Genomic DNA, 20,384 nt, shown 5'->3' on the forward strand with positions numbered 1-20,384 from the left:
CACCATGGCAACGGCCGCACCATTGCGGGGGTCCGGTGCGAATTCACTTCACCAGCGCCGATCTGGCACGCACTCATCTGGCCCATGGGCCGGACGTCATGTGGGAAATAGTCAACAGCCTCCAGGCCCTGCAGGCGGGTTATGGCAAAAGCGCGCTGCGCGATTGGAGACGCAGCACCGCCCACGCGCTGTACCGCATCGGCCTGGCCGGCCGGGTCCGCGACCGCCTGTTCACCATCGCCCCGCACGCCACCTATTTCCCCGATCTGCTGACCCCGGTCGAGGGCGGGCTGGGCCTGGAGGAGGCGCTGGAGGCCGTCCTGAGTACGCCCAGAACGCGGCTGCGCGCCGAGATGGCGCCGCTCGAGGGCGCTCCCGGCGCGGCGTCGTGGCTGGACGATCTGAGCGCGGGCAGGCCGCGCGCCCTGGCCGAACTCGGCGAGACCCTGACCGCCTACTACCGGGGCGGTGTCGAACCTCATTGGGACCTGGTGCGCGCGTCCGTCGACGGCGACCTCGTCGAACGCCGCCAGAGTCACACCCATGGCGGCGTCCACGCGCTGCTCGACGGTCTGCGGCCGATGGCGTCCTGGCGGTTCCCGGTCCTGGAGATCGCCGGACATCCGTCCGACCGCGACGTCCACCTGAAGGGACGCGGCCTGCTGCTGATCCCCTCCTACTTCTGCCGCCTGCATCCCGTCACGATCTTCAACGGCGCCCTGCCCCAGGTCCTGGTCTTCCCCGTCCGGCGACCGGACGCGCGGGTGCCTCCGGGGAACGCCGCAGCGACGGGACGCCTGCTCGGAGACACCCGGGCGGCCGTCCTTCGGGCCGTGGGGGCCGGCTCGACGACGAGCGACCTGGCCCGCCGGCTGGGGGTCACCCCGGCGACGATCAGCCACCACACCGGGGTGCTGCGCGACGCCGGCCTGATCCGCAGCCGCCGATCGGCCACCACGGTGACGCACAGCCTCACCTCCCTGGGCTGGTCGCTCCTCCACCGCGGTGGCCATGACCGGGGCGCCACCTGGTCCAAGCCCGCCAGCGGCCCGCGTCGGCAGGGTCGATGACGTGGCAGGGGTGGAGGGGCCGAATTGATCGAGTCGCATGGGCGGCCCGGTGTGCACGGTCGCCTTGTGTTCACCTTCGCCATGGTCGGCTTCCCCCACGTTGGGGATTGGGGTGGGGACCTGGACATGGCTGGGCTGAACCGCGTCGGCCAGCGTCGCGAGATCCCCCAACCGGACGGTAGCGTCGATGGCCCTGGTGGCCACCGTGCCACCAGACAGACGTGCCACCGGGCGCACCCACCGGGCGCACCACCAGACGCGCCACCAAGCGCGCGTCACCGGCGTCTCCCGACAGCACGGCACAGCAGCCGGGATGACCTCATGCCATGATCGCGGGCCATGAACCCGACACGTGACGCCGCGCTTGCGTTGTGTGCGCGACCGTGAACGATCGAGCGGATGCCGAGCTGCAATGCGATCGAAAATCCCGGCCCGCACGAAGCCGCATATCTCAGGATTTATCAGCGAGGTTCAGGCGGCCGAATGGAGTTCGAGCCCGTGAGCGCTCCGGCCGCGTTCCAGATCCTTACTCTTGATGTTTTGTCGAACATTGAGCCCTTGCCTCCACATCGATCCATTTAGCGGACAAGAATGCGGCAAGAACACCGTCATCACAGAAGTCCCGGCCATGCTGATCTACGCTTCCCGCATGGCTTTTCTCATCCCGGAGATCAAGGTCGGCCTGGCCGAGCTCGGCGGCGGGCCTGCCACCCGGTGCTCGAAATGCGGCGAACGCGCGACCCTCTACTACGTCGACCCGGCGGACGGCAGCTCCACCTACGTCTGCACGGCCGACGCCGGCCCCGAGGTGGAGGCCATGCTGCTGCGGTCCGCCGATTAACCGGGACAAAAGCCACCGGCACCAGAATTCCGCCAGACGCCGTGCCACTCAGCCTGCGGGACGGCCGACGGTGGGCGTCGACGGAGCGCTGAGCGCACTGGGGCGCCGGACGGCCCGGGGACGGTGCTCGGTGCTGAGGGCGGGGTCAGGGGTGCGGGGCCAGGCCGTGCTCGTAGGCGTAGATCACGGCACGCACCCGCGTGGACAGCCCCAGCTTGCGCAGAAGACTCGCGACATGGTTCTTCACCGTGCCTTCCTCGATGGTCAGGGCTCGGGCGATCTGCGCGTTGCTCAGCCCGCGGGCCAGCTGCCGCAGCACCTCAAGCTCGCGAGTGGTGAGCCGCTGTTGCGCGTCGGCGGGGGACGCGGGTGACAGGCTCGCGAAGCGGTGGATCAGCCGGGTGGTGACCTGAGGGTCCACCAGCCCGTGCCCGCGATGCAGCGCTCGCACCGCCTCCAGGAGCAGCTCAGGGTCGCTGTCCTTGAGCAGGAAACCCGAAGCCCCCGACTGCAGCGCCCCGAAGAGGTATTCGTCGGTGTCGAACGTCGTCAGCGCGAGCATCCTCGGCGGAGCCTCCACGGCGGCCAGTTGCCGGATCGCGGAGATCCCGTCGACGTACGGCATGCGCAGGTCCAGCACCACCACGTCGGGACGTCGCCACAGCGCCTGGTGGACGGCCTCGGCCCCGTCGGCCGCCTCACCGACCACCGCGATGTCGGGCTCGCCGTCCAGCGTCACGCGCAAGGCGTCGCGTATGGCCGGTTGATCGTCGGCGATCACCACCCGGATCGTCACGCCGCCTTCCTCTCCCCGGCGGGGCCGATCGGCACGACGGCCTCCACCCGCCAGCCATGATGCTGCTGCGGGCCTGCCGTGAAGGTGCCGCCATGCCGGTCCACGCGTTCGCGCATGCCTCTGATGCCCCGGCCCTCCGCTCCGGTACGGCCGTGGCCGTCGTCGGTGATCGTGACCGTCACGGCGGCCGGGTCGCACAGCAGGTGCACGTCGACGTGGCTGGCTCCGGAATGGCGGGCGGCGTTGGTGAGTGCTTCTTGTACGACGCGGTAGACCGTGTGGCCGACAGCGGGTGGCGGCGTGACGCCGGAGCCGGCGCGGTGGAGCGAGATGGGCAGCCGTGGGGTGGAGATCCGCTCGGCCAGACTCTCGAGATCTTCCAGGTCCGGTCCGGTGGGAGTCTCACGTAGTGCGTCGAGAAGGGTGCGTACCTCGGTCAACGCGGTCGCCGACAGCTCGGCGATGGTGCCCAGTGCCCTGTCGGCGGTCTGCGCCTGGCCGCGCAGCGCCCGGCGGGTGGCGGTGGCCTGCATGCGGATGGCGGTGAGGTGGTGACCGACGCTGTCGTGGACGTCGCGGGCGAGGGCGGCGCGTTCTTCGGCCATGGCGCGGTTGGCCTCCGCCATGGCGCGGCCGGCTTCGGCCATGGCTCGGCTGGCCTCGGCGTGGTCGAGTCGTGCCTCCTGCGCGGCCCGCTCGCCGTGCAGCCGCAGGGCCAGGCCGACCGCGACCGGAGCCACCCCCATGATGACCAGGTCGGTGACCACGGAGAGCCCCGCCTGGCCCTGCGGGATGAGCAGGCCGTAACCAGTGGTCCAGCCGATCGACAGGCCCATCACCAGCCAGGCGCGGCGCGGCAGTCGGAAGGCCGCCACGCCGAACATGACCATGGTGACCAGCCGGCCCTGCCAGCCCGGGATCATCAGCCCGAACAGGGCGATCGCCGCTGACAGCAGCGCTCCTGTCAGCGGGAGGCGGGCACGCAGCGTCAGGGGCAGCGCCGCGGCGAGGCCGGCGCCCGCCACCAGAGGGAGCGCGGACCACGGCGGCTCGCCGTCGAACACGGTGAATGCGGTGAGCGCGGCCGCGGCCACGAGCACGAGGAGACCCTCTCTGGCGTACACAGCGGCAACGCTACTTCGCCGGGCCGCAGGAAATGCCGCGCGGCGGTAGTTGCCCCGTGGTCAGGTAGCGGTGCGCGTGCTCGCGTACGCACGGGTGGCCGGAGAGGTAGAGCGCATGCCCGCCGATGGCCGTCAGCAGGCGGGACCCGGGAAGCTGGGCGGCCAGCCGGCGGCCGTCCGCGACCGGGGTGTTGTCGTCGTGCTCGCCGCCCGCGATGAGCACGGGCGGCAGGCCCGGCGCCTTGATGGGGTGAGGCGCGTACGTCCGGGTCGGCGGGAGGCCGGCGCAGTGGTTGGCCATCGGCCACACGGCCCGCCACCCGATGTGCGGCAGCTCGCGACGCAGGACCCCCTCCAGTTTCTTGATCTGCTTGTAGCCGGGATAGGGCAGATCCGCGCAGATGATGACGCGCGACAGGTCGGGGTCCGGTGCTCCTTCCACCTTGGTGAAGAACGAGGCGTCACCGGCCTGCGCCCGCGCGAGCCCGGCGGCAAGGCGCCCCCAGGAGGCCTCGTGGCTGAAGAAGGCGCGGGAGGCGATCTGGGTGTCGCTGATGCCCACGCCGGGACCGGCCTCGGGAGCGGGGATGGGCTCGCGGCGGGCCTTGGCCATCACCTCGTCCCAGACGGCCACCGGATCCTTGCCGTGCAACGCGCAGGTGGCGGTGCTCTCGCACCAGGCGGCGAAGCGGTGGAAGTTGGCCTCCAGGGCCTTGGCGCGCGGCCGGAGCCAGGTGCGCAGGTCGGGGGTGGTGTGGTCGAAGACGCTGTCGAGATACATCCGGCCGACCTTGCGGGGGAACAACTCGGCGTAGGCCTGCCCGAGCGCGGTGCCGTGCGAGTTGCCCAGGTAGGTCAGCCTGGCCTGGCCCAGGGCCTTTCTGATCGCCTCCATGTCGTGCGCGATCTGCCAGGAGTTGAGGCTGCCCGACAGCGGCCCGGCCTCTCGGGCGCAGGCTTGCCCGAAGGCGCGGTTCTTCGCGGCGTACGCGTCGTACGCGCCCTGGTTCGGGAACACCCATTCGGTGGCGAACGGTGCGGGGACAGGGCAGTTGATCTCGCTGGACTCGCCGAACCCCCGAGGGTCGAAGATCACCACGTCGAACCATCTGGTCAGGTCCGCGAAGGACGCCTTCGCCTGGCGGAGCAGCGTGATCTGCTCGCCGGGCCCGCCGGTGTTGACCAGCAGCACGCCCTTCTTGCCGGCTTGGTCCTGGGCGGGCAGCTTGGCGAGGCCGATCGTCACTTGCTGCCCTGACCGGCGAGTCCAGTCGGCCGGCACCTGGATCTGTGCGCACTGCAGACCGTCTCCGCAGTCCTGCCATGGCAGCGGTGTGACCGGGGCCGTGATCGGAGCGAGGGCGGTGACCGCGCCGATGACGAGGGAGGCAACGACGTTCATGGTGGAAGGATCGCCGTGGCCATCTCATCCCCGCGTCCCTCTTTCTGCATATCTTTCGCGTGAGGAGGGGGCTGCGGGCTCGTCCGCGCAAGTTGCTCCCGCCCGCCGAGCGGCACCTGGAGCGCGCGCACATCCTCTCCCAGCCCTGGGACGCCACCTCGAAGGCAACACCGGCCGGGCCGGCGTCGGGCTCACCCAGCCCGAGCCCGCTCGCACGACGACTCCGCGTACCTGATCACGCCGCCGGTCGAGCAGCCGGGGCCGCCGCCGCGTCGACCCCGCTGACGGGCGGGGACCTCCCCGTGTCCTGTGACGGACAGCGGGACGGTTACTGCTTGGGCAGTTGACCTCAAGTGCGGTTGAGATTGGACGATGGCGGCTGGGGCCTGGCCCCTGCATCCGACCTTGAGGAGTACGCCCATGGAAAGCTCCGACACCGATGGCCGGACGACCGCGATCGGCAAGACGCTGGAAGGCCTGTCCGGCAAGGCCGAGCCCCGCATGACCGGGTGCCCGCCCACACCGTCGTCCGCGAGGTCCGTCCTGGGCCGCGGCGCCTCGAGGCCTGATCGCCCGATCCCTGCCGCCGGGCGGACCGGCCTCGCTCCATCAACCACGAACACTGTGCGGGACATTCATGAAGCTTGAGATGTACGCCGACGTGCTGTGCCCTTGGTGCTACATCGGCAAGAGACGCCTGACGGCCGCCTTGGCCCAGCGTTCCGGCCGCGACAACCTCGAGATCGTCTGGCGCGCCTACGAGCTCGCGCCGGACCAGGGCCGGACGCCCGGGCCGACCGCCTCGGAGGCCATGGCCGGCTGGTGGGGCGAGCAGGCGCAGGCCCGCATCGCGCGGATCCGGTCGCTGGGCGCGGCGGAAGGGCTGGAGCTGAACCTGCATCTGGCCCGCCCGGTGAACAGCTTCGACGCGCACCGGCTGGTCAAGCTGGCCGCCGATCGCGGCCGGGCCGATCAGCTGATGGAGCTGCTGCTGTACGCGTACCACACTGAAGGGAACAACGTGGCCGACCCGCAGGTCCTGCGGCGAGTGGGCGGCGCGGCCGGGCTGGATGGCGGGGAGGTGCGCGCAGTCCTGGACGGCGACGACTACGCGGAGGAGGTGCGCGCCGACCGGCGCCGCGCGGCGGAGCACGGCGTCACCGGCGTGCCCAGCCTGGTGATCGACGGCCGCCCGCCGGTCCCCGGTGTCCAGTCCGTCGCCGATCTGACAGGGCTCCTGCGGAACGAACCGACAGGTTCTGATCGAGCCTGACCGGACAGGCTGACAGAGATCCGGTCGCACCGCGCCGGCCGGGCCGTGATCGCGGGGGCGGGCCCAGGTGAGCGGGAGCCGCCGCGGCACCAGCCTCGCTGGAACGCGAACCGGCCGAGAGTCTCACGGCTCCCCCCGCACGGCCCACCGGCCCCCCGGCCGTCCTCGATCTTCACTAAGGTGCTCTCAGGAGTACGTCCAGGCGGCCATCACAGAATCGAGGTCGGTGCCCAGGTGGAAGCCGCAGTGAAGTGTCCCGACCTGTCGCGCGCCGCCCGGCTGACCACCCACAGTGCCGTCTCCACCTCCCTGGCCTTGTACAGCGATCGCGCCCTGAGCGAACTCGTGAACACGGCCGTGCCGCTCGGGTCAGGCATCGGCGGCACGTCGGCCCTGCTGGAGGTCGCCGGAAGCCCGGTCTTCGTCAAGCGGGTGCCTCTCACCGACCTGGAGGCAGCCTGAGCATGTCCACTCCACGGCGAACCTGTTCGACCTGCCCGTCTTCTGTCACTACGGCGTCGGCCTCATCGGCGGGCCGGGCTTCGGGGCCTGGAGGGAGCTGGCCGCGCACACCATGACGACGAACTGGGTGCTCGCGGCGGAACACGAGGGCTTCCCCCTGATGTACCACTGGCGGGTGCTGCCGGACTCGACGCCGCTGCCCGAGGAGCTGGCCGACATCGACCGGGCGGTCGCCTACTGGGGCGGCGGATCGCAGGTACGCCGCCGGATCGAGGCGCTGCGGCAGTCCTCGGCGAGCGTCGCGCTGTTCCTGGAGTACATCCCGCAGAACCTGCACCAGTGGCTGGGCACCCAGGTCGAGGCGGGAGACCAAGCCGCCGACCGCGCCTGCGCCATGGTGGAGAGGGAGCTGGCTGCCGGCATCTCGTTCATGAACAGCCGTGGCCTCCTGCACTTCGACGCGCACTTCGAGAACATCCTGACCGACGGCCGGCGCCTCTACTTCGCCGACTACGGCCTCGCGATCTCCTCGGGGTTCGAGCTGTCGCGGGACGAGGCCGACTTCTTCGGCCGGCATCAGAGCTACGACCGCTGCTATTCCGCCGCGTATCGGGTGAACTGGCTGATCACCGCTCTGTACGGACTGCGGAGAGAAGATCAAGAGGACCGCGACGAGCGGGTGCACGCCTTCGCGGAGGGCGAGCATCCCACGGGAATCCCGGCGGAGGCCGCAGCGATCATCGCCCGGCACGCACCGATCGCCGCAGTGATGTCCGATTTCTACCGCACGTTCCAGCGCCGGAGCAGGCGGGCCACCTACCCGCTTGAGAACTCCCGGCAGTGACACAGAGGGCGCGGCTTCCTGCTGCAGCGGCGGTACACATCACCACAACGCACGGTCAAGCTTCGGGAAACAGCAGCTAGGCACGCCCATTCCGGGAAACCTGCCACCGAAATGGGTGATGACATCGAAGCGGCCGGCAGGACGACCCCCGCGGTCGCCGTCCTCGACGGCACCGGCACGGTGACCGGCTGGACCCAGGCCGCCGAGGAGCTCACCGGCTACCTCGCCGCCGACATCCTCGGCCGCCCCATCGCCACCCTCCTCCCACCCGGCGGCGATGAACGACCTTTTACGCACCCGCCCCGTACAGCGAGGGTGGAGGTGCGGCGCCGCGACGGCGGAAGGGTCGCCGTGCGCGCCGAGGCCGCCCCGCTCATCCTCGGCGGCGACGGGCAGCGGTCCTGGCTGGTGTCGGCGGTCCCCGACACCGCCGATCCGTCCGCCGACCTGCTCAAGTCGCTCGTCAGCAGCTTCCCTGTCGCCATGGCCATCTGGGACGAGGACCTGCGCTGCGTCTGGTTCAACGAGGCGGCCGGGCAGCTCAGCGACGGTTACCCGTACTACCGGATCGGCCGCTCCCTGACCGAGACCGTCGACGGGATCGACACCCGGGCGGTGCAGGACGCGATGCGCGGGGTGCTCGCCGACGGCCGGCCCACGATCGACCGTGAGGCGCGCTGGTCCCACGCGGGTCGGGAGCGCACGCTGTCGATCTCGCTGCTGCCGCTGCAGGGCGCGGACGGGCGGACGATCGGCGTGTGCTCGGTGGCGCTGGACTTCAGCAACAGCAAGGCGCGGGACCACCTCACCCTGCTGCGCGAGGAAGGCGTCCGGCTCAGCAGCACGCTGGACGTCATGGACACCGCCCAGGCGCTGGCCGAGGTGGCCGTCCCGGTCCTGGCCGACTACGTGACCGTCGATCTGCCGGAGGCGATCCTGCCCGGCACCGAGCCGCAGCGGCGGCCGGGCGCCGAGCGGACCGGCGGCCCCGTGTTCCGGCGGGCCGGCGCGGCGTCCGTGCGGGAGGGGACGCCCGCGCCGCCCTGGGAGCGGGGGGAGCCCGTGTCCGTGCCGCCGCGATCCCCGTTCATGCGGGTCATGCAGGAACGGCGGCCGCACTTCGAGCCCGTGCTGGACACCTCGCCCGGCACCTGGCTGGAGCTGGACCCCGACCGGGCGCGGATCGTCCACGCCACCGGCATGCACTCGCTGATCGTCATCGCGCTGGAGGCGCGCGGCGACGTGCTCGGCGTCGCGGCGTTCGCGCGCACCTCGAACCCGGCGCCGTTCACCAGGGACGACCTGCTCCTGGCCGAGGAACTGGTCACGCGGGCCGCGCTGAGCCTGGACAACGCGCGCCAGTACACCCGCCAGCGGCTGACCGCACTCACGCTCCAGCGCGACCTGCTGCCGCACGACCTGCGCGGCAGCGGCACCGTCGAGGTGGCCTCGCGCTACCTGCCCTCCGACACGAACGAGGGGGTGGGCGGCGACTGGTACGACACCATCGGACTGCCCGGCGACCGCCTCGCCCTGGTCGTCGGCGACGTGACCGGGCACGGCATCAACGCCGCCGCCACCATGGGCCGCCTGCGCACCGCCGTGCACACCCTGGCCTACCTCGACCTGCCTCCGGACGAGCTGCTCACCCACCTCGACCGCCTGATCGCCAAGGACGCCCGCGGCCTCGACGCGACGGGCGCCACCTGCCTGTACGCGGTCCACGACCCGCGGACCGGCCGCTGCACCATGGCCACGGCCGGGCATCCGCCGCCCGCGATCGTGACCCCGTACGGCGAGGTGACGTTCCCGTCGCTGCCCGCCGGCACGCCGATCGGCGTCGGGCTGGGCACCTTCGAGTCGCGCGACCTGCACCTGCCCGCCGGAACCCTGCTCGCCCTCTACACCGACGGCCTCATCGAGACGCGGCAGGCCGACCTCGACGCCGGCATGGCCAGGCTCGGCGACACCCTCGCCCGCGCGGCGCCGCGAGCAGCGACACTCGAGCAGGTGTGTGAGGCCGTGATCGGCTCCATCGTGGGCGACACGCCCGCCGAGGACGACATCGCCCTGCTCCTGGCCCGCATCCGGGACGTCTCCTAGTATTCGCTATATTTAGTAAATGATGAATATGACGGGCACGCTGCGGCTCGACGGGTGCGACCTGCGCTACGCCGACAGCGGCGGTACGGGGACCCCGGTGGTCTTCACGCACGGCGCCGGGGCCGACCACGTGATGTTCGCCGACCAGGCTGAGCACCTGCGAGCCCGGGGATACCGCGTCGTCGTCTGGGACCTGCGGGGCCACGGCCTGTCCCGCCCGGCCGGCGTTCCGTTCACCGCCGGACGGGCGCTCGCCGACCTGCGCGCGCTCATCGGTCACCTGGCGCTGGACAGGCCCGTGCTGGCGGGCCAGTCGCTGGGCGGCAACCTCGGCCAGGCCCTCGTCCGGCAGGACCGCCACCTGGCCCGGGCGTTGATCGTCATCGACTCGGCGTGGAACACCGGGCCGCTGTCCTGGAGTGAGCGCCTGCTGCTCAAGCTCGCCACGCCGGCACTGCTGGCCGTCCCCGCCGGGCGTCTGCCGCGGCTGATGGCCGACGCCTGCGCGGTCACACCGGCCGCCAGGGCGGACGCGCGGCGCGCCTTCTCCCAGCTGCCCAAGAAGGAGTTCGTCCAGGTGTGGAACGCCGCCGTGGAGCTGATCACCCCCGATCCCGGCTACCGGACGCCCGTTCCGCTGTGCCTGATCCGCGGCTCTCACGACCGCACCGGCAACATCGCCTCCGCCATGCCCCGCTGGGCCGGGGCCGAGGGCGTCGAAGAGATCGTCATCCCCGGCGCGGGCCACCTGTGCACGCAGGACGACCCGCGAGCCGTCAGCACGGCGATCGAGACGTTCCTGCACACGCTGACCTGCCAGGAGCGGCGATGAACGCCGACCGGCGCAGCTCGTTCATCGGCTCGGTGGGCGACCTGCTCGCCTCCTGGAGCCTGCCGCACGCCACCGGCCGCGTCTACGGGCTGCTCCTCATCAGCCAGGCCCCCCGGTCCCTGGACTCGATCGCCGCCGAGCTCACGCTGAGCAAGGGAGCGGTGAGCACCGCGGTGCGCCAGCTCGACTCCTGGGGGCTGGCCAGGGTCATCCCCCAGCCGGGAAGCCGCCGGCTCCTGGTCGAGGCCACCGGCGGCCTGGCGTCCCTGCTGGAGGCCAGCCACGCGCGCGCCAGGAGCCTGATCGCCGCCCTGCGCGAAGGGGAGGACCTGGTCGACGCCGGTCCCGCGCGCGAGCGGCTCCAGGACGTGATCGGCTTGTTCGCCGGGTACGTGGACGTCGGAGACCAGCTGCTTGACACGTACCGCAGGCAGCGGGGAGTGCGCGGCCCCGGCCGCGACGCGTGATAGACAGGCTCGCCATGGAATTCTTCTGTTATCACCGTGACCGTCCCGACTCCGGCGCGCTGCGCGACAAGCTCGTGGCGGAGCACTGGTCCTACATGGACCGGTACGCCGAGCAGCTCATCGCCCGCGGCCCCACCCTCGACGGCGACACCGCCACCGGCAGCGTGCACATCGTCGACCTGCCCGGCCCGGCCGCCGCGCGGGCGTTCGCCTTCGACGAGCCCAACTACCAGGCCGGCGTGTACCGTGACGTGATGCTGCGCCGATGGCGCAACGTGCTGGGGCGCACCATGTGGGACTTCCCCGGTGGCCGCGAGGGCGGCAGCCGCTTCCTCGTGCTGGGCCTCGGCCTGGGTCAGGCCGCCGACCTCGCCCCACCGCCCGGCCGGCGGGAGGAGCTGATCGCCTACGGGCCGCTGCTGTCCGACGACGGCGGCACCTGGCTGGGCACGGCCGCCCTGGTCCGGGCGGCGGACCAGGGCACGGCCCGCGCCGTCCTGACCTCCGACCGGTACGCCGCCGTCGAGGTCCACCCCTGGGAGTTCGGCGGACGACGCTGATCACGTCCCGGCTCGGGTCCCCCGGCAGGGGGAGACGCCTCCCCCACCACGGGGAGTGACGCCCACCGGGTGCGCCCTACGCTCACCGGCATGGTTGATCTGGATCACGCCCGCAAGTGGCCCGCGTACACGATGGCGGCGCTGTTCCTCTGCTACGCCGCGGGGAAGGCCGCGTTCGCCGCGCAGGCCCGGCTCGGCTTCCCCGGCGGGCCGCCCGTGTCGGCGGCCGAGACCGCCGGCTACTTCCTCGACGCGGCGAGCGCGCAGTGGCTCGCCGCCGCCACCGGCGTGCTGGGCGCCTGCGTCGCCGTCGCCACGGTCACCCCGCTGGGCCGCGGAGCGCCCAGGGGGTTGATGCTGCTGGTGCTGGCGGGGATGACGCTGGCCGTCGGCGGCGGCGCGGGGATCATGATCCTGGACGGCTTCGTCGGGCTCGGTGTGGGCTGGCAGTGGTACCACGGTGTCCTGGGCGTCGTCGTGCTCGGGCTGTCGGCGGAGACCATGCGGTCCTATCTCGCGGCGACCAGGCGCCGTCATGGACGGGGAGCGGCGGCCTGACCTGAGATCCGGTACCCCACCCCGGGCGTGGTGACGATGACCGGGGGCTCCCCCAGCTTGCGCCGCAACCGGCCGATGGTCACCGTGACCGTGTTGGTCAGCGGGTTGGCGTGCTCGTCCCACACCTGCTCCAGCAGGTCCTCAGCGCTGAGGAACGCGGGAGCCGCCCGGAGGAGGGCCTCCAGCAACGCGAACTCCTTTACCGACAGCTCCAGCTGCCGGCCGTCACGGGTCGCGGTGCGGCGCAGCGGATCCAGCTCGATGCCTGCCGCCCGCAGGACGCGGGGCCGGGCGGCAGGCTGGCGGCGCACCAGCGAGCGGATCCGCAGCACCAGCTCAGGGAAGTGGAACGGCTTGGTCAGGTAGTCGTCGGCGCCCAGGGTCAGCCCGGTGACCCGATCGACGGGCGAGTCGGCGGCCGTCAGCATCAGCACCATGACCCGATCGTCGCGCTCGGTGATCATCCGGCAGAGGGTGTCGCCGTGGATGCCCGGCAGATCCCGGTCGAGGACGACCACGTCGTAGGCGTTGAGGTCGAGCTTCGCCGCGGCCTCCAGCCCGTCGTGAGCCACGTCCACGGCCATGCCCTGGTCGCTGAGGCCCTCGGCCAGCACGGCGGCCAGGGAACGGGCGTCCTCCACCACGAGCACCCTCATGCCGCGGCCTGCGCCGGCGGCAGCGAGACGGCGACGCGCAGGCCGCCCTCCGGCCGGGCCCGCAGGTCGAGAGAGCCGCCGTGCGCGGCGGCGACGGCGGCGACGATCGACAGCCCGAGCCCCGACCCGGGGCCGGAGTGAGTGCGGTCGGCGCCGAGCCGCTGGAAGGGCTGCGCCAGCCGGTCCACCTGCTCCTGGTCCAGGACGGGCCCCCCGGTCTCGACGACGAGCCGGGCCGTCGCGCCCTCGGTGGAGGTGGCCAGGCGGATCCAGCCGCCCTCGTGGTTGTGCGTGACGGCGTTGTCGACGACGTTGTCGATCATGCGGGTGAGCAGCGTCCTGCTGCCCCGGGTCCACGCGCTGTCGCCGCTCTCGGAGTGGACGGTGAGGTCGCGGGCGGCGATGTCGGCGGCCCGGGCGTTCAGGGCGTCGGCCGCCAGCTCACGCAGCGAGAGCGTGGTACGCCCGGCCAGGGCGCCGTGCTGCGTGCGGGCCAGCACGAGGAAGTCCTCGAGCAGCCGATCCACCTGGTCCAGCTCGGCGCGCAACCGGTGCGCCAGCGCCGCGGTCTGCGCAGGGACGGGCTCCGGCTTGGCCAGCGCGACGTCCAGTGAGGCCCGCATGGTCGCCAGCGGGGTACGCAGCTCGTGAGAGGCGTTGGCGACGAACCGGCGTTGCGCGGCGAACGAGCTCTCCAGCCGTTCCAGCAGCTCGTCGATGGTGTCGGCGAGGTCCTTGACCTCGTCGGCCGGCCCCTGGGCGGCCAGCCGCTCGTGCAGGTTGTCGGCGGAGATGCGGCGCGTGGCCGCGGTGATCACCCGCAGCGGGCGCAGCACCCGGCCCGCGACGACCCGGCCCAGGACGAGCGACACCACGGCCATGACCGCCAGGGCCAGCGCCGAGCCGACCAGGAGCTGGCGTGACTGGGCCGCATGCGTGTCCGACAGCTGAGCCTGCAGCCACGCGATGCGATCGGTGGCGGCGGCGAGCGTGGCGGGCTCGACCGGCGGTACCCCGGCGGGCGCGGACCGGGTCACCTGCGTCCCGCCGAGACCCACGAGGTTGTTGATGGCCAGCAGCCCGACACCGGACAGCAGGAACATGGCCCCGTACAGGACCGTGAAGCGCAGCCGTACGGTCCGCGCCGGTCGTCGCCACTTTCGCATGCGCTCCAGGATGCCGTGCCGCACCTAACACCGATGTGACAGCCCCCGTTCGGCCCCTGTTACGGCCGGGCCCGTACAACCGGTCGGCATGCGAGCAACCATCGAAGTCAGCGGGCTGCGCAAGCGGTTCGGCCCCACCCTGGCACTGGACGGCATGACGTTCACCGTGCCGCCCGGCCGCGTCACCGGGTTCGTCGGCCCCAACGGGGCAGGCAAGTCCACCACGATGCGGGTGATCCTCGGCCTCGACGCCCCCGACGCCGGCCACGCGCTGATCGGCGGGCAGCCGTACGCCGGCTTGCGTGACCCGCTCACCCACGTCGGCGCGCTGCTCGACGCCGGCGCGCTCCAGCCGAGCCGCACCGCCCGCGACCACCTGCTGTGGCTGGCCCACTCGCAGGGCCTGGACGGCAGGCGGGCCGACGAGGTGCTGCGGCTGGTCGGGCTGCGAACCGCGGCCCGGCGCAGGGCCGGCGGCCTGTCCCTCGGCATGCGCCAGCGGCTCGGCGTCGCCGCCGCCCTGCTCGGCGACCCGCCCGTCCTCATGCTGGACGAACCGGTCAACGGCCTCGACCCCGAGGGAGTCATCTGGATGCGCGGCCTGCTGCGGACATTGGCCGGGGAGGGGCGGGCCGTCCTGGTGTCCAGCCATCTGATGAGCGAGCTGCAGGACACCGCCGACCATCTCGTCGTGGTGGGCAGGGGCCGCGTGATCGCCGACACCGGCGTGGCCGACCTCATCACCGCCGCCTCCCGCGGCCAGGTCACCGTGCGCACCCCGGCGCACCCGCGGGCCAGGTCCGTGCTGAGCAACGCCGGCGCCAGCACGACCACCGCCGGCCACGACACGATCATCGTCTCCGGGCTGTCACCGGAGCACGTGGTGGCGGCGCTCAACGCGGCCGCGGTGCCGTTCTCCGAGGTGGCGGCACACCGCGTGACTCTCGAACAGGCCTACCTCGACCTCACCGCCGACGCGGCCGAATACCGGGGAGCGGCACGATGAGCAGCGCCGCCCCGCGCGGGGACTTCGGGCGGTTGCTGCGCGCCGAGTGGACCAAGTTCAGGACGGTACGCGGCTGGGTGGCCGCCATGGCCGCGGCAGCGCTGGTCACCGTGCTCCTCGGACTGCTGTCGGCCTCCGGCAGCCACGCCTCCTGCGGCTCCGGCCCCGTCGAGGTCGCCTGCCCGGCTGCGCCGGTGGGGCCGGACGGCGTAGCCGTGGACGACAAGTTCTTCTTCGTGCACCGGCCGCTGACCGGCGACGGCGCCATCACTGTCCGCCTGACCTCCATGACCGGCCAGATCCGCAAGCCCGACGTCACCCCGGGGCGGCGCAACGTGGTCCCCGGCCTCGTGCCGTGGGCGAAGGCCGGAGTCATGATCAAGGAAAGCACCCGGCAGGGCTCCCCCTACGCGGCGGTGATGGTGACCGGCGCGCACGGCGTCCGGATGCAGCACGACTTCACCCACGACGTGGCCGGCCGGCCGGGCGGCGTCTCCCGCCGGTCGCCGCGCTGGCTCCGCCTCACCCGCTCCGGCGACACCCTCACCGGGTACGAATCCACCGACGGCACCACCTGGACCCGGGTCGGCACCGCGACCCTGACCGGGCTGCCGCGCACCGTCCGCATCGGCCTGTTCGCCACCTCCCCCGGCGACCTCACCGTCACCCAGGGAGACGTCGGCGGATCCGTCGCCGCGGCCCGCTTCACCGAGGCCACCGGCGAGTTCGACCAGGTCGAGCTCCAGGGCGACACGCCCGGCGCCTGGCGCGACGACGACATCGGCGTCACCACCGCACCCGACGGCACCCCTCACCACCCGGGCCGCGCCGGCCGGTCCGGCGACGCCTTCTCCGTCACCGGCGTCGGCGACATCGCACCGGCCATCGAGGGCACCGCCCCTGAACGTCCCCTCAGCGGGGCGCTGACCGGGCTCGTCCTCGTCATCGTGGTGGCCGTCCTGTTCGTCACCGCCGAGTACCGGCACGGTCTCATCCGCACGACCCTGCTGGCCGGCCCCCGCCGCGGCCGGACGCTCGCGGCCAAGGCGCTGGCGCTCGGCCTGGTCGCCTTCGCCGCCGCCCTGCCCGCCATCGCGATCACCTTCGCGGCCGGTGGGCGGATCCTGCGTGGCAACGGCAACCCGGTCCTGCCGGTGTCCCTGCTCACTGAGATCCGCATCGTGGCCGGCATGGCGGCGCTGTTCGCGCTCACCGCCGTGCTCTCCCTCGCTCTCGGCGCCCTGCTGCGGCGCAGTGTCGCGGCGGTCATCACCGCCGTCACGGTGATCATCGTCCCGCACGTCCTGGCCACCACCTCCGTCCTGCCCGACAGTGCCGCGCGGTGGCTGCTGCGCCTCACCCCGGCCGCCGGCTTCGCCGCGCAGCAGAGCGTCCCGCAGTACGCGCACGTGCTCGGCCACTACGCGCCCATCGCCGGGTTCTACCCGCTGCCGCCCTGGGCCGGCGTGGCCGTGCTGGCCGGTTACGCCGCGCTCGCCCTCGGCCTGGCCGCCGTCCAGCTGCGCCGGAGGGACGCGTGAGACGCCCGCACCGCAGCCGCGCGAGCATGAGACGCCGGAGGAACGCGTGAGACCTCCGCACCGCAGTCGCGCGAGCATGAGACGCCGGAGGAACGCGTGAGACCTCCGCACCGCAGCCGCGCGAGCATGAGGCGGCACCTGCACGCGGAGTGGACCAAACTCCGCACTCTGCCAGGAACCGGGCGGCTGCTGCTCACCATCGTGGTGCTGACCGCCGCCGTCAGCGTCGCCGCCTCCGCCGTCGTGTCGTGCACCCCGGCGGGCTGCGGCTACGATCCCGCCAGGATCCTCTTCTTCGGGGTCCAGGTGAGCCAGGCACTCGTCGCCGTCCTCGCCGTCACGGCGATCAGCGGCGAGTACGGCACCGGCATGATCCGCCTCACCCTGACCGCCATGCCGCACCGGACCGGCGTCCTGGCCGCCAAGGCCATCCTGCTGGCCGTCATCACCCTGATCACCGGGACCGCCGCCGTGCTCGCCGCCGCGCTCACCGCCCGTCACCTCCTGCTCGGCAACGGCTTCCCCGCCGGCATGCTCGACCTCATGAGCGGTCCCAACCTGCGCGCCGCCGCCGGCTCGGTCCTGTACCTGACGCTGATCGCCCTGCTCAGCCTGGGGGTCGCCACCGCCGTACGCGACTCCGCCACCGCCGTCGGGGTCGTGCTCGGCCTGCTCTACCTCTTCCCCGCCCTCATCCTCATGATCTCCGACGCCGGCTGGCAGCGGCTGCTCTGGCAGATCTCCCCGATGAACGCCGGACTCGCCGTCCAGGCCACCACCGGCCTGGCCGCCCTGCCCCTCAGCCCCTGGGCCGGCCTCGGCGTCCTGGCAGCGTGGGCCGCCGCGGCCCTGCTCGGCGGCGGGCTGCTGCTGCGCGTACGCGACGCATGACGGGCCCGCGCCGGAGCACGCGCGACCTCGCGGCTGCCGCGCACGTGCTCCGCCATCGCCCGCTCGTACGCGGGGAAGGCCCGCTCGTGGTCGCCGCCCGCCCGCGCCGGCTCCCCTGCCAGCACGTACGCGCCGACGACGGCCAGGCTGGTGCTGCCGCCGACGGCCGGCCCGGGGCAGTAGCCCGCGTCGCCGACCAGCGTCACCCTCCCCCGCGACCAGGTGTCCATGCGCAGCTGGGTTCTGGGGGCGAACCTGCCCGAGTTCGACAGCCGTCCCGGACCGGTCCTGGAGGTGCTGCTGGAGCAGCAGCGCGCCTGGCACGCGACTCTGGCGACGCGGTTCCGGCACGCCGTCGCGCGCGGTGAGACGGCCTACCTGGATCCGGAGTCCGCCGCCTTCCAGGTGAGCGCCTTGCTCAACGCCGTCAACCTGGCGGTGCGGCTCGGTGAGGGCGACCGGGTCGCGATGGCGCGGGGCGTGATCGAGGGGCTGCTCGCGCCGCCGTCGCGGGGTGCGCGGCGTGCTGCCCGGCGGTCCTCCGCCACACCGGGCGAGTAACCCGGCGGCGTCCGCGATCCCATGAGGCCATCAGCGCCGGCGAGCCGCCATCCCCACGCCGGCCTTGGAACTGGCGAAGTTTCCACAAACATGCAGGTCAAGACACTTACCCGTCTCCTGCCGGGGGAAATACGCCCGCATGCCAGGAACGCGAGGGCCTGGCTGGATATCGGGTGAATGGGGACACGGAATGGCCACGCTGGAGACGACGCCCACCGGGCTGCGGGAAGAGGTGGCGGCGCGGGTGAACGCCAGAAGCGAGCAGCGCCGGCGGACGATCGCGCTGCTCGCCGAGCCGGGCGGGATCGCCAGGGCCGACGAGCCGGTACGCGTGGCCACCCGTATCGACCGGCTCAGCCACCACTTCCGGGACGTCCCCCCGATAGACCCCGCCGCGATGGCCGTCGCGGACCCGGCGGCCGTGTCAGCGGCGGTGGCGGTGCTGGAGCGGATCATCCACACCGATGACCTGCTCCCCGTCGGCTACCTGGAGGGCGGGGCGACGGCGGCGCGGGCGGTCGGGCGGGTGGTCATCCGTGACGCGCGCGGGCGGCTGGCCGGCTACGGCACCGGGTCGCTGGTCTCCCCGGACCTGCTGCTCACCAACCACCATGTGCTCGGCGACGCCGGGACGGCCGGTCGCAGCAGCGTCGAGTTCGACTACCAGGACGGCGTGGACGGGCGGCCGCTGCCGCTGCACGGGTTCGCCCTGGACCCGGGCCGGTTCTTCTTCGCCGACCGGGCGCTGGACTTCGCGCTGGTGGCGGTGCGGGCCAGCGCGGGTGAGCTGGCCCGGTTCGGGTTCAACCCGCTGGTGGCCGCCGAGGGCAAGGTCATCATCGGCGACTTCGTGACGATCGTCCAGCATCCCGGCGGGGAGAAGAAGCAGGTCGCTCTCCGGGAGAACCGGATCGTCGACATCCTGGACTCGTTCCTGCACTACCAGACCGACACCGAGCCCGGCTCCTCCGGCTCCCCCGTCTTCAACGACCAGTGGGAGATCGTGGCCCTGCACCACGCGGGCGTCCCCGTCCCCGAGCACGACGAGTACGGCTACATCAACGAAGGGGTACGCGTCAGCAGCCTGCTGGCCTTCCTGCGCGATCAGCCGTTCGCGCCGGCTCAGCAGGCGCTGGTCGACCGGCTGTTCACCGAACGCCTGCCGCAGGCTCCCGCCGACCGGCCGATCACCCGGCAGGCGGCCCAGCCCGTGGAGCCCGTGGAGCCGGGCACCGCGCAGGCGCCGCTGACGATCACCCTGACGCCGCCCTTCGACATCCGGCTCCGCGGCGGGCTGGAGCCCGCGACCGGCACCGGCCCCGCCGCCGAGGCGGCGCCGGAGGCGATCCGGATCGATCCGGACTATGCCCGGCGCCGGGGCTATGACCCGGACTTCCTGCCGGGCGCGCATCGGGTGCCGCTGCCCACCCTGCATCCCGAGCTCGTCCCGCTGGCGGCGATCAACCGGCACGCGGGAGACGGGCCGGCGCACGTACTGAAATATCATCACTTCAGCGTGGTGATGAACCGGCAACGGCGGCTCGCCTTCTTCACCGCGGTCAACATCGACGGCGAGACCAGCCTGCGCATCCGCCGCGACCCCGACCGATGGATCTACGATCCCCGCCTGCCTCACAGCGAGCAGGCCGGCGAGGAGGTCTACCGCGACAACCCGCTGGACCGCGGCCACCTGGTCCGCCGCCTGGACCCCGCCTGGGGAGCCAGCCACACGGTGGCCAAGTCCGCCAACGACGACACCTTCCACTTCACCAACTGCACCCCGCAGCACAGGGACTTCAACCAGAACCAGACGACCTGGGCAGGGCTGGAGGACTACATCCTGGACAACGCCGACACCCGCGACCTGAAGGCCACCGTCTTCACCGGCCCGGTCCTCGCGGCCGACGACGACCCCTATCGCGGCGTGCAGCTGCCCCGCCAGTACTGGAAAGTGGTGGCGATGGTCAAACGGAACGACGAGCTGTCTGCCACCGGTTACCTGCTCAGCCAGGATCACCTCATCGACGGCCTGGAAGCCGTGCCCGGAGAGTTCTCCTACGGCGCCTACAAGACCTACCAGGTGCCGATCAGGCGGATCGAGGACCTCACCCGGCTGTCCTTCGGCACCCTCTCCGACGCCGACCCGCTGGCCCGGGTGGAAGCCGCCACCACGGCCCGGGAGATCACCGACCTTCGCCGGCTCGTCCTCTGAGACCGCCGCACGGCGAAGG

General features: G+C 72.5%; 20 protein-coding genes. 15 read left to right on the forward strand and 5 right to left on the reverse strand.

Annotated features, from left to right (window positions below; translation table 11 throughout):
• Positions 1-35 precede the first annotated feature (35 nt).
• Positions 36-1,070 carry an ArsR/SmtB family transcription factor gene (locus LCN96_RS29185; RefSeq protein WP_225265618.1) on the forward strand — a complete coding sequence of 345 codons (1,035 nt, stop codon included), beginning with the start codon at positions 36-38 and terminating at the stop codon, positions 1,068-1,070.
• 649 nt (positions 1,071-1,719) lie between these two features.
• Positions 1,720-1,911, forward strand: a complete 192-nt coding sequence (locus LCN96_RS29190; protein ID WP_225265619.1) for a hypothetical protein — start codon at positions 1,720-1,722, stop codon at positions 1,909-1,911.
• Between the two features lie 145 nt (positions 1,912-2,056).
• Here LCN96_RS29190 and LCN96_RS29195 read toward each other — a convergent pair whose 3' ends face one another.
• Genes LCN96_RS29195 through LCN96_RS29205 form a run of 3 tightly spaced genes read right to left on the reverse strand, consistent with a single transcriptional unit; the run spans position 2,057 to position 5,233 of the window.
• On the reverse strand, positions 2,057-2,707 hold the full coding sequence (locus LCN96_RS29195) for a response regulator (RefSeq protein ID WP_225265620.1): 651 nt from the start codon (positions 2,705-2,707) through the stop codon (positions 2,057-2,059).
• Positions 2,704-3,831, reverse strand: coding sequence for a sensor histidine kinase (locus LCN96_RS29200; RefSeq protein WP_225265621.1), 1,128 nt, complete (start codon positions 3,829-3,831; stop codon positions 2,704-2,706). The genes LCN96_RS29195 and LCN96_RS29200 overlap by 4 nt, the downstream gene beginning before the upstream one ends.
• 10 nt (positions 3,832-3,841) lie before the next feature.
• Positions 3,842-5,233, reverse strand: a complete 1,392-nt coding sequence (locus LCN96_RS29205; protein ID WP_225265622.1) for an alpha/beta hydrolase — start codon at positions 5,231-5,233, stop codon at positions 3,842-3,844.
• 637 nt (positions 5,234-5,870) lie between these two features.
• Between LCN96_RS29205 and LCN96_RS29210 the strand changes: the two genes are divergently transcribed.
• From LCN96_RS29210 to LCN96_RS29245, 8 genes are all read left to right on the forward strand, one after another.
• Positions 5,871-6,506 carry a DsbA family oxidoreductase gene (locus LCN96_RS29210; RefSeq protein ID WP_225265623.1) on the forward strand — a complete coding sequence of 212 codons (636 nt, stop codon included), beginning with the start codon at positions 5,871-5,873 and terminating at the stop codon, positions 6,504-6,506.
• 234 nt (positions 6,507-6,740) lie between these two features.
• Positions 6,741-6,968 (forward strand): hypothetical protein, encoded by a 228-nt coding sequence (locus LCN96_RS29215; protein WP_225265624.1) that lies wholly within the window; start codon positions 6,741-6,743, stop codon positions 6,966-6,968.
• 112 nt (positions 6,969-7,080) lie between these two features.
• Complete coding sequence (locus LCN96_RS29220) at positions 7,081-7,812, forward strand: serine/threonine-protein kinase (protein WP_225265625.1); 732 nt, start codon at positions 7,081-7,083, stop codon at positions 7,810-7,812.
• A gap of 111 nt (positions 7,813-7,923) precedes the next feature.
• Entirely contained in the window at positions 7,924-9,915 is a 1,992-nt protein-coding gene (locus LCN96_RS29225) for a SpoIIE family protein phosphatase (protein ID WP_225265626.1), read from the forward strand.
• A 19-nt stretch (positions 9,916-9,934) separates the two neighbouring features.
• The gene (locus tag LCN96_RS29230; RefSeq protein WP_225265627.1) at positions 9,935-10,747 is read left to right on the forward strand and encodes an alpha/beta fold hydrolase; all 813 of its coding nucleotides are present in this window, start codon (positions 9,935-9,937) and stop codon (positions 10,745-10,747) included.
• Entirely contained in the window at positions 10,744-11,214 is a 471-nt protein-coding gene (locus LCN96_RS29235) for a GbsR/MarR family transcriptional regulator (RefSeq protein ID WP_225265628.1), read from the forward strand. The genes LCN96_RS29230 and LCN96_RS29235 overlap by 4 nt, the downstream gene beginning before the upstream one ends.
• 14 nt (positions 11,215-11,228) lie before the next feature.
• Positions 11,229-11,774, forward strand: a complete 546-nt coding sequence (locus tag LCN96_RS29240) for a YciI family protein (RefSeq protein WP_225265629.1) — start codon at positions 11,229-11,231, stop codon at positions 11,772-11,774.
• A 90-nt stretch (positions 11,775-11,864) separates the two neighbouring features.
• Positions 11,865-12,332, forward strand: coding sequence for a hypothetical protein (locus tag LCN96_RS29245; RefSeq protein ID WP_225265630.1), 468 nt, complete (start codon positions 11,865-11,867; stop codon positions 12,330-12,332).
• Here the strand turns inward: LCN96_RS29245 and LCN96_RS29250 are convergent.
• Together LCN96_RS29250 and LCN96_RS29255 are read right to left on the reverse strand one after the other, a co-directional pair.
• Entirely contained in the window at positions 12,308-12,988 is a 681-nt protein-coding gene (locus tag LCN96_RS29250; protein WP_225265631.1) for a response regulator transcription factor, read from the reverse strand. The genes LCN96_RS29245 and LCN96_RS29250 overlap by 25 nt on opposite strands.
• Positions 12,985-14,154, reverse strand: coding sequence for a sensor histidine kinase (locus tag LCN96_RS29255; protein WP_225265632.1), 1,170 nt, complete (start codon positions 14,152-14,154; stop codon positions 12,985-12,987). Before LCN96_RS29255 ends, LCN96_RS29250 begins: the two co-directional genes overlap by 4 nt.
• An 88-nt stretch (positions 14,155-14,242) precedes the next feature.
• Here LCN96_RS29255 and LCN96_RS29260 point away from each other — a divergent pair, with 88 nt between their 5' ends.
• The 5 genes from LCN96_RS29260 to LCN96_RS29285 all read left to right on the forward strand — a co-directional run bounded on the left by LCN96_RS29260 (position 14,243) and on the right by LCN96_RS29285 (position 20,365).
• Positions 14,243-15,160 carry an ATP-binding cassette domain-containing protein gene (locus LCN96_RS29260; RefSeq protein ID WP_225265633.1) on the forward strand — a complete coding sequence of 306 codons (918 nt, stop codon included), beginning with the start codon at positions 14,243-14,245 and terminating at the stop codon, positions 15,158-15,160.
• Entirely contained in the window at positions 15,157-16,701 is a 1,545-nt protein-coding gene (locus LCN96_RS29265; RefSeq protein ID WP_225265634.1) for a DUF1349 domain-containing protein, read from the forward strand. Before LCN96_RS29260 ends, LCN96_RS29265 begins: the two co-directional genes overlap by 4 nt.
• A 126-nt stretch (positions 16,702-16,827) precedes the next feature.
• The gene (locus tag LCN96_RS29270) at positions 16,828-17,592 is read left to right on the forward strand and encodes an ABC transporter permease subunit (RefSeq protein WP_225265635.1); all 765 of its coding nucleotides are present in this window, start codon (positions 16,828-16,830) and stop codon (positions 17,590-17,592) included.
• A gap of 228 nt (positions 17,593-17,820) precedes the next feature.
• Positions 17,821-18,153, forward strand: coding sequence for a TetR family transcriptional regulator C-terminal domain-containing protein (locus LCN96_RS29280; RefSeq protein ID WP_225265636.1), 333 nt, complete (start codon positions 17,821-17,823; stop codon positions 18,151-18,153).
• 190 nt (positions 18,154-18,343) lie between these two features.
• Complete coding sequence (locus LCN96_RS29285) at positions 18,344-20,365, forward strand: DNA/RNA non-specific endonuclease (RefSeq protein WP_225265637.1); 2,022 nt, start codon at positions 18,344-18,346, stop codon at positions 20,363-20,365.
• Positions 20,366-20,384: the final 19 nt, after the last annotated feature.

Source organism: Nonomuraea gerenzanensis (assembly GCF_020215645.1).
In the GTDB taxonomy this organism is placed as follows: domain Bacteria; phylum Actinomycetota; class Actinomycetes; order Streptosporangiales; family Streptosporangiaceae; genus Nonomuraea; species Nonomuraea gerenzanensis.

Coding starts and splice junctions, on each gene's coding strand:
- LCN96_RS29190 (WP_225265619.1), top strand. CDS start 1,720: ATGGCTTTTCTCATCCCGGAGATCAAGGTCGGCCTGGCCGAGCTCGGC.
- LCN96_RS29205 (WP_225265622.1), bottom strand. CDS start 5,233: ATGAACGTCGTTGCCTCCCTCGTCATCGGCGCGGTCACCGCCCTCGCT.
- LCN96_RS29210 (WP_225265623.1), top strand. CDS start 5,871: ATGAAGCTTGAGATGTACGCCGACGTGCTGTGCCCTTGGTGCTACATC.
- LCN96_RS29220 (WP_225265625.1), top strand. CDS start 7,081: ATGACGACGAACTGGGTGCTCGCGGCGGAACACGAGGGCTTCCCCCTG.
- LCN96_RS29225 (WP_225265626.1), top strand. CDS start 7,924: ATGGGTGATGACATCGAAGCGGCCGGCAGGACGACCCCCGCGGTCGCC.
- LCN96_RS29230 (WP_225265627.1), top strand. CDS start 9,935: ATGATGAATATGACGGGCACGCTGCGGCTCGACGGGTGCGACCTGCGC.
- LCN96_RS29235 (WP_225265628.1), top strand. CDS start 10,744: ATGAACGCCGACCGGCGCAGCTCGTTCATCGGCTCGGTGGGCGACCTG.
- LCN96_RS29240 (WP_225265629.1), top strand. CDS start 11,229: ATGGAATTCTTCTGTTATCACCGTGACCGTCCCGACTCCGGCGCGCTG.
- LCN96_RS29245 (WP_225265630.1), top strand. CDS start 11,865: ATGGTTGATCTGGATCACGCCCGCAAGTGGCCCGCGTACACGATGGCG.
- LCN96_RS29250 (WP_225265631.1), bottom strand. CDS start 12,988: ATGAGGGTGCTCGTGGTGGAGGACGCCCGTTCCCTGGCCGCCGTGCTG.
- LCN96_RS29255 (WP_225265632.1), bottom strand. CDS start 14,154: ATGCGAAAGTGGCGACGACCGGCGCGGACCGTACGGCTGCGCTTCACG.
- LCN96_RS29260 (WP_225265633.1), top strand. CDS start 14,243: ATGCGAGCAACCATCGAAGTCAGCGGGCTGCGCAAGCGGTTCGGCCCC.
- LCN96_RS29265 (WP_225265634.1), top strand. CDS start 15,157: ATGAGCAGCGCCGCCCCGCGCGGGGACTTCGGGCGGTTGCTGCGCGCC.
- LCN96_RS29270 (WP_225265635.1), top strand. CDS start 16,828: ATGAGGCGGCACCTGCACGCGGAGTGGACCAAACTCCGCACTCTGCCA.
- LCN96_RS29280 (WP_225265636.1), top strand. CDS start 17,821: ATGCGCAGCTGGGTTCTGGGGGCGAACCTGCCCGAGTTCGACAGCCGT.
- LCN96_RS29285 (WP_225265637.1), top strand. CDS start 18,344: ATGGCCACGCTGGAGACGACGCCCACCGGGCTGCGGGAAGAGGTGGCG.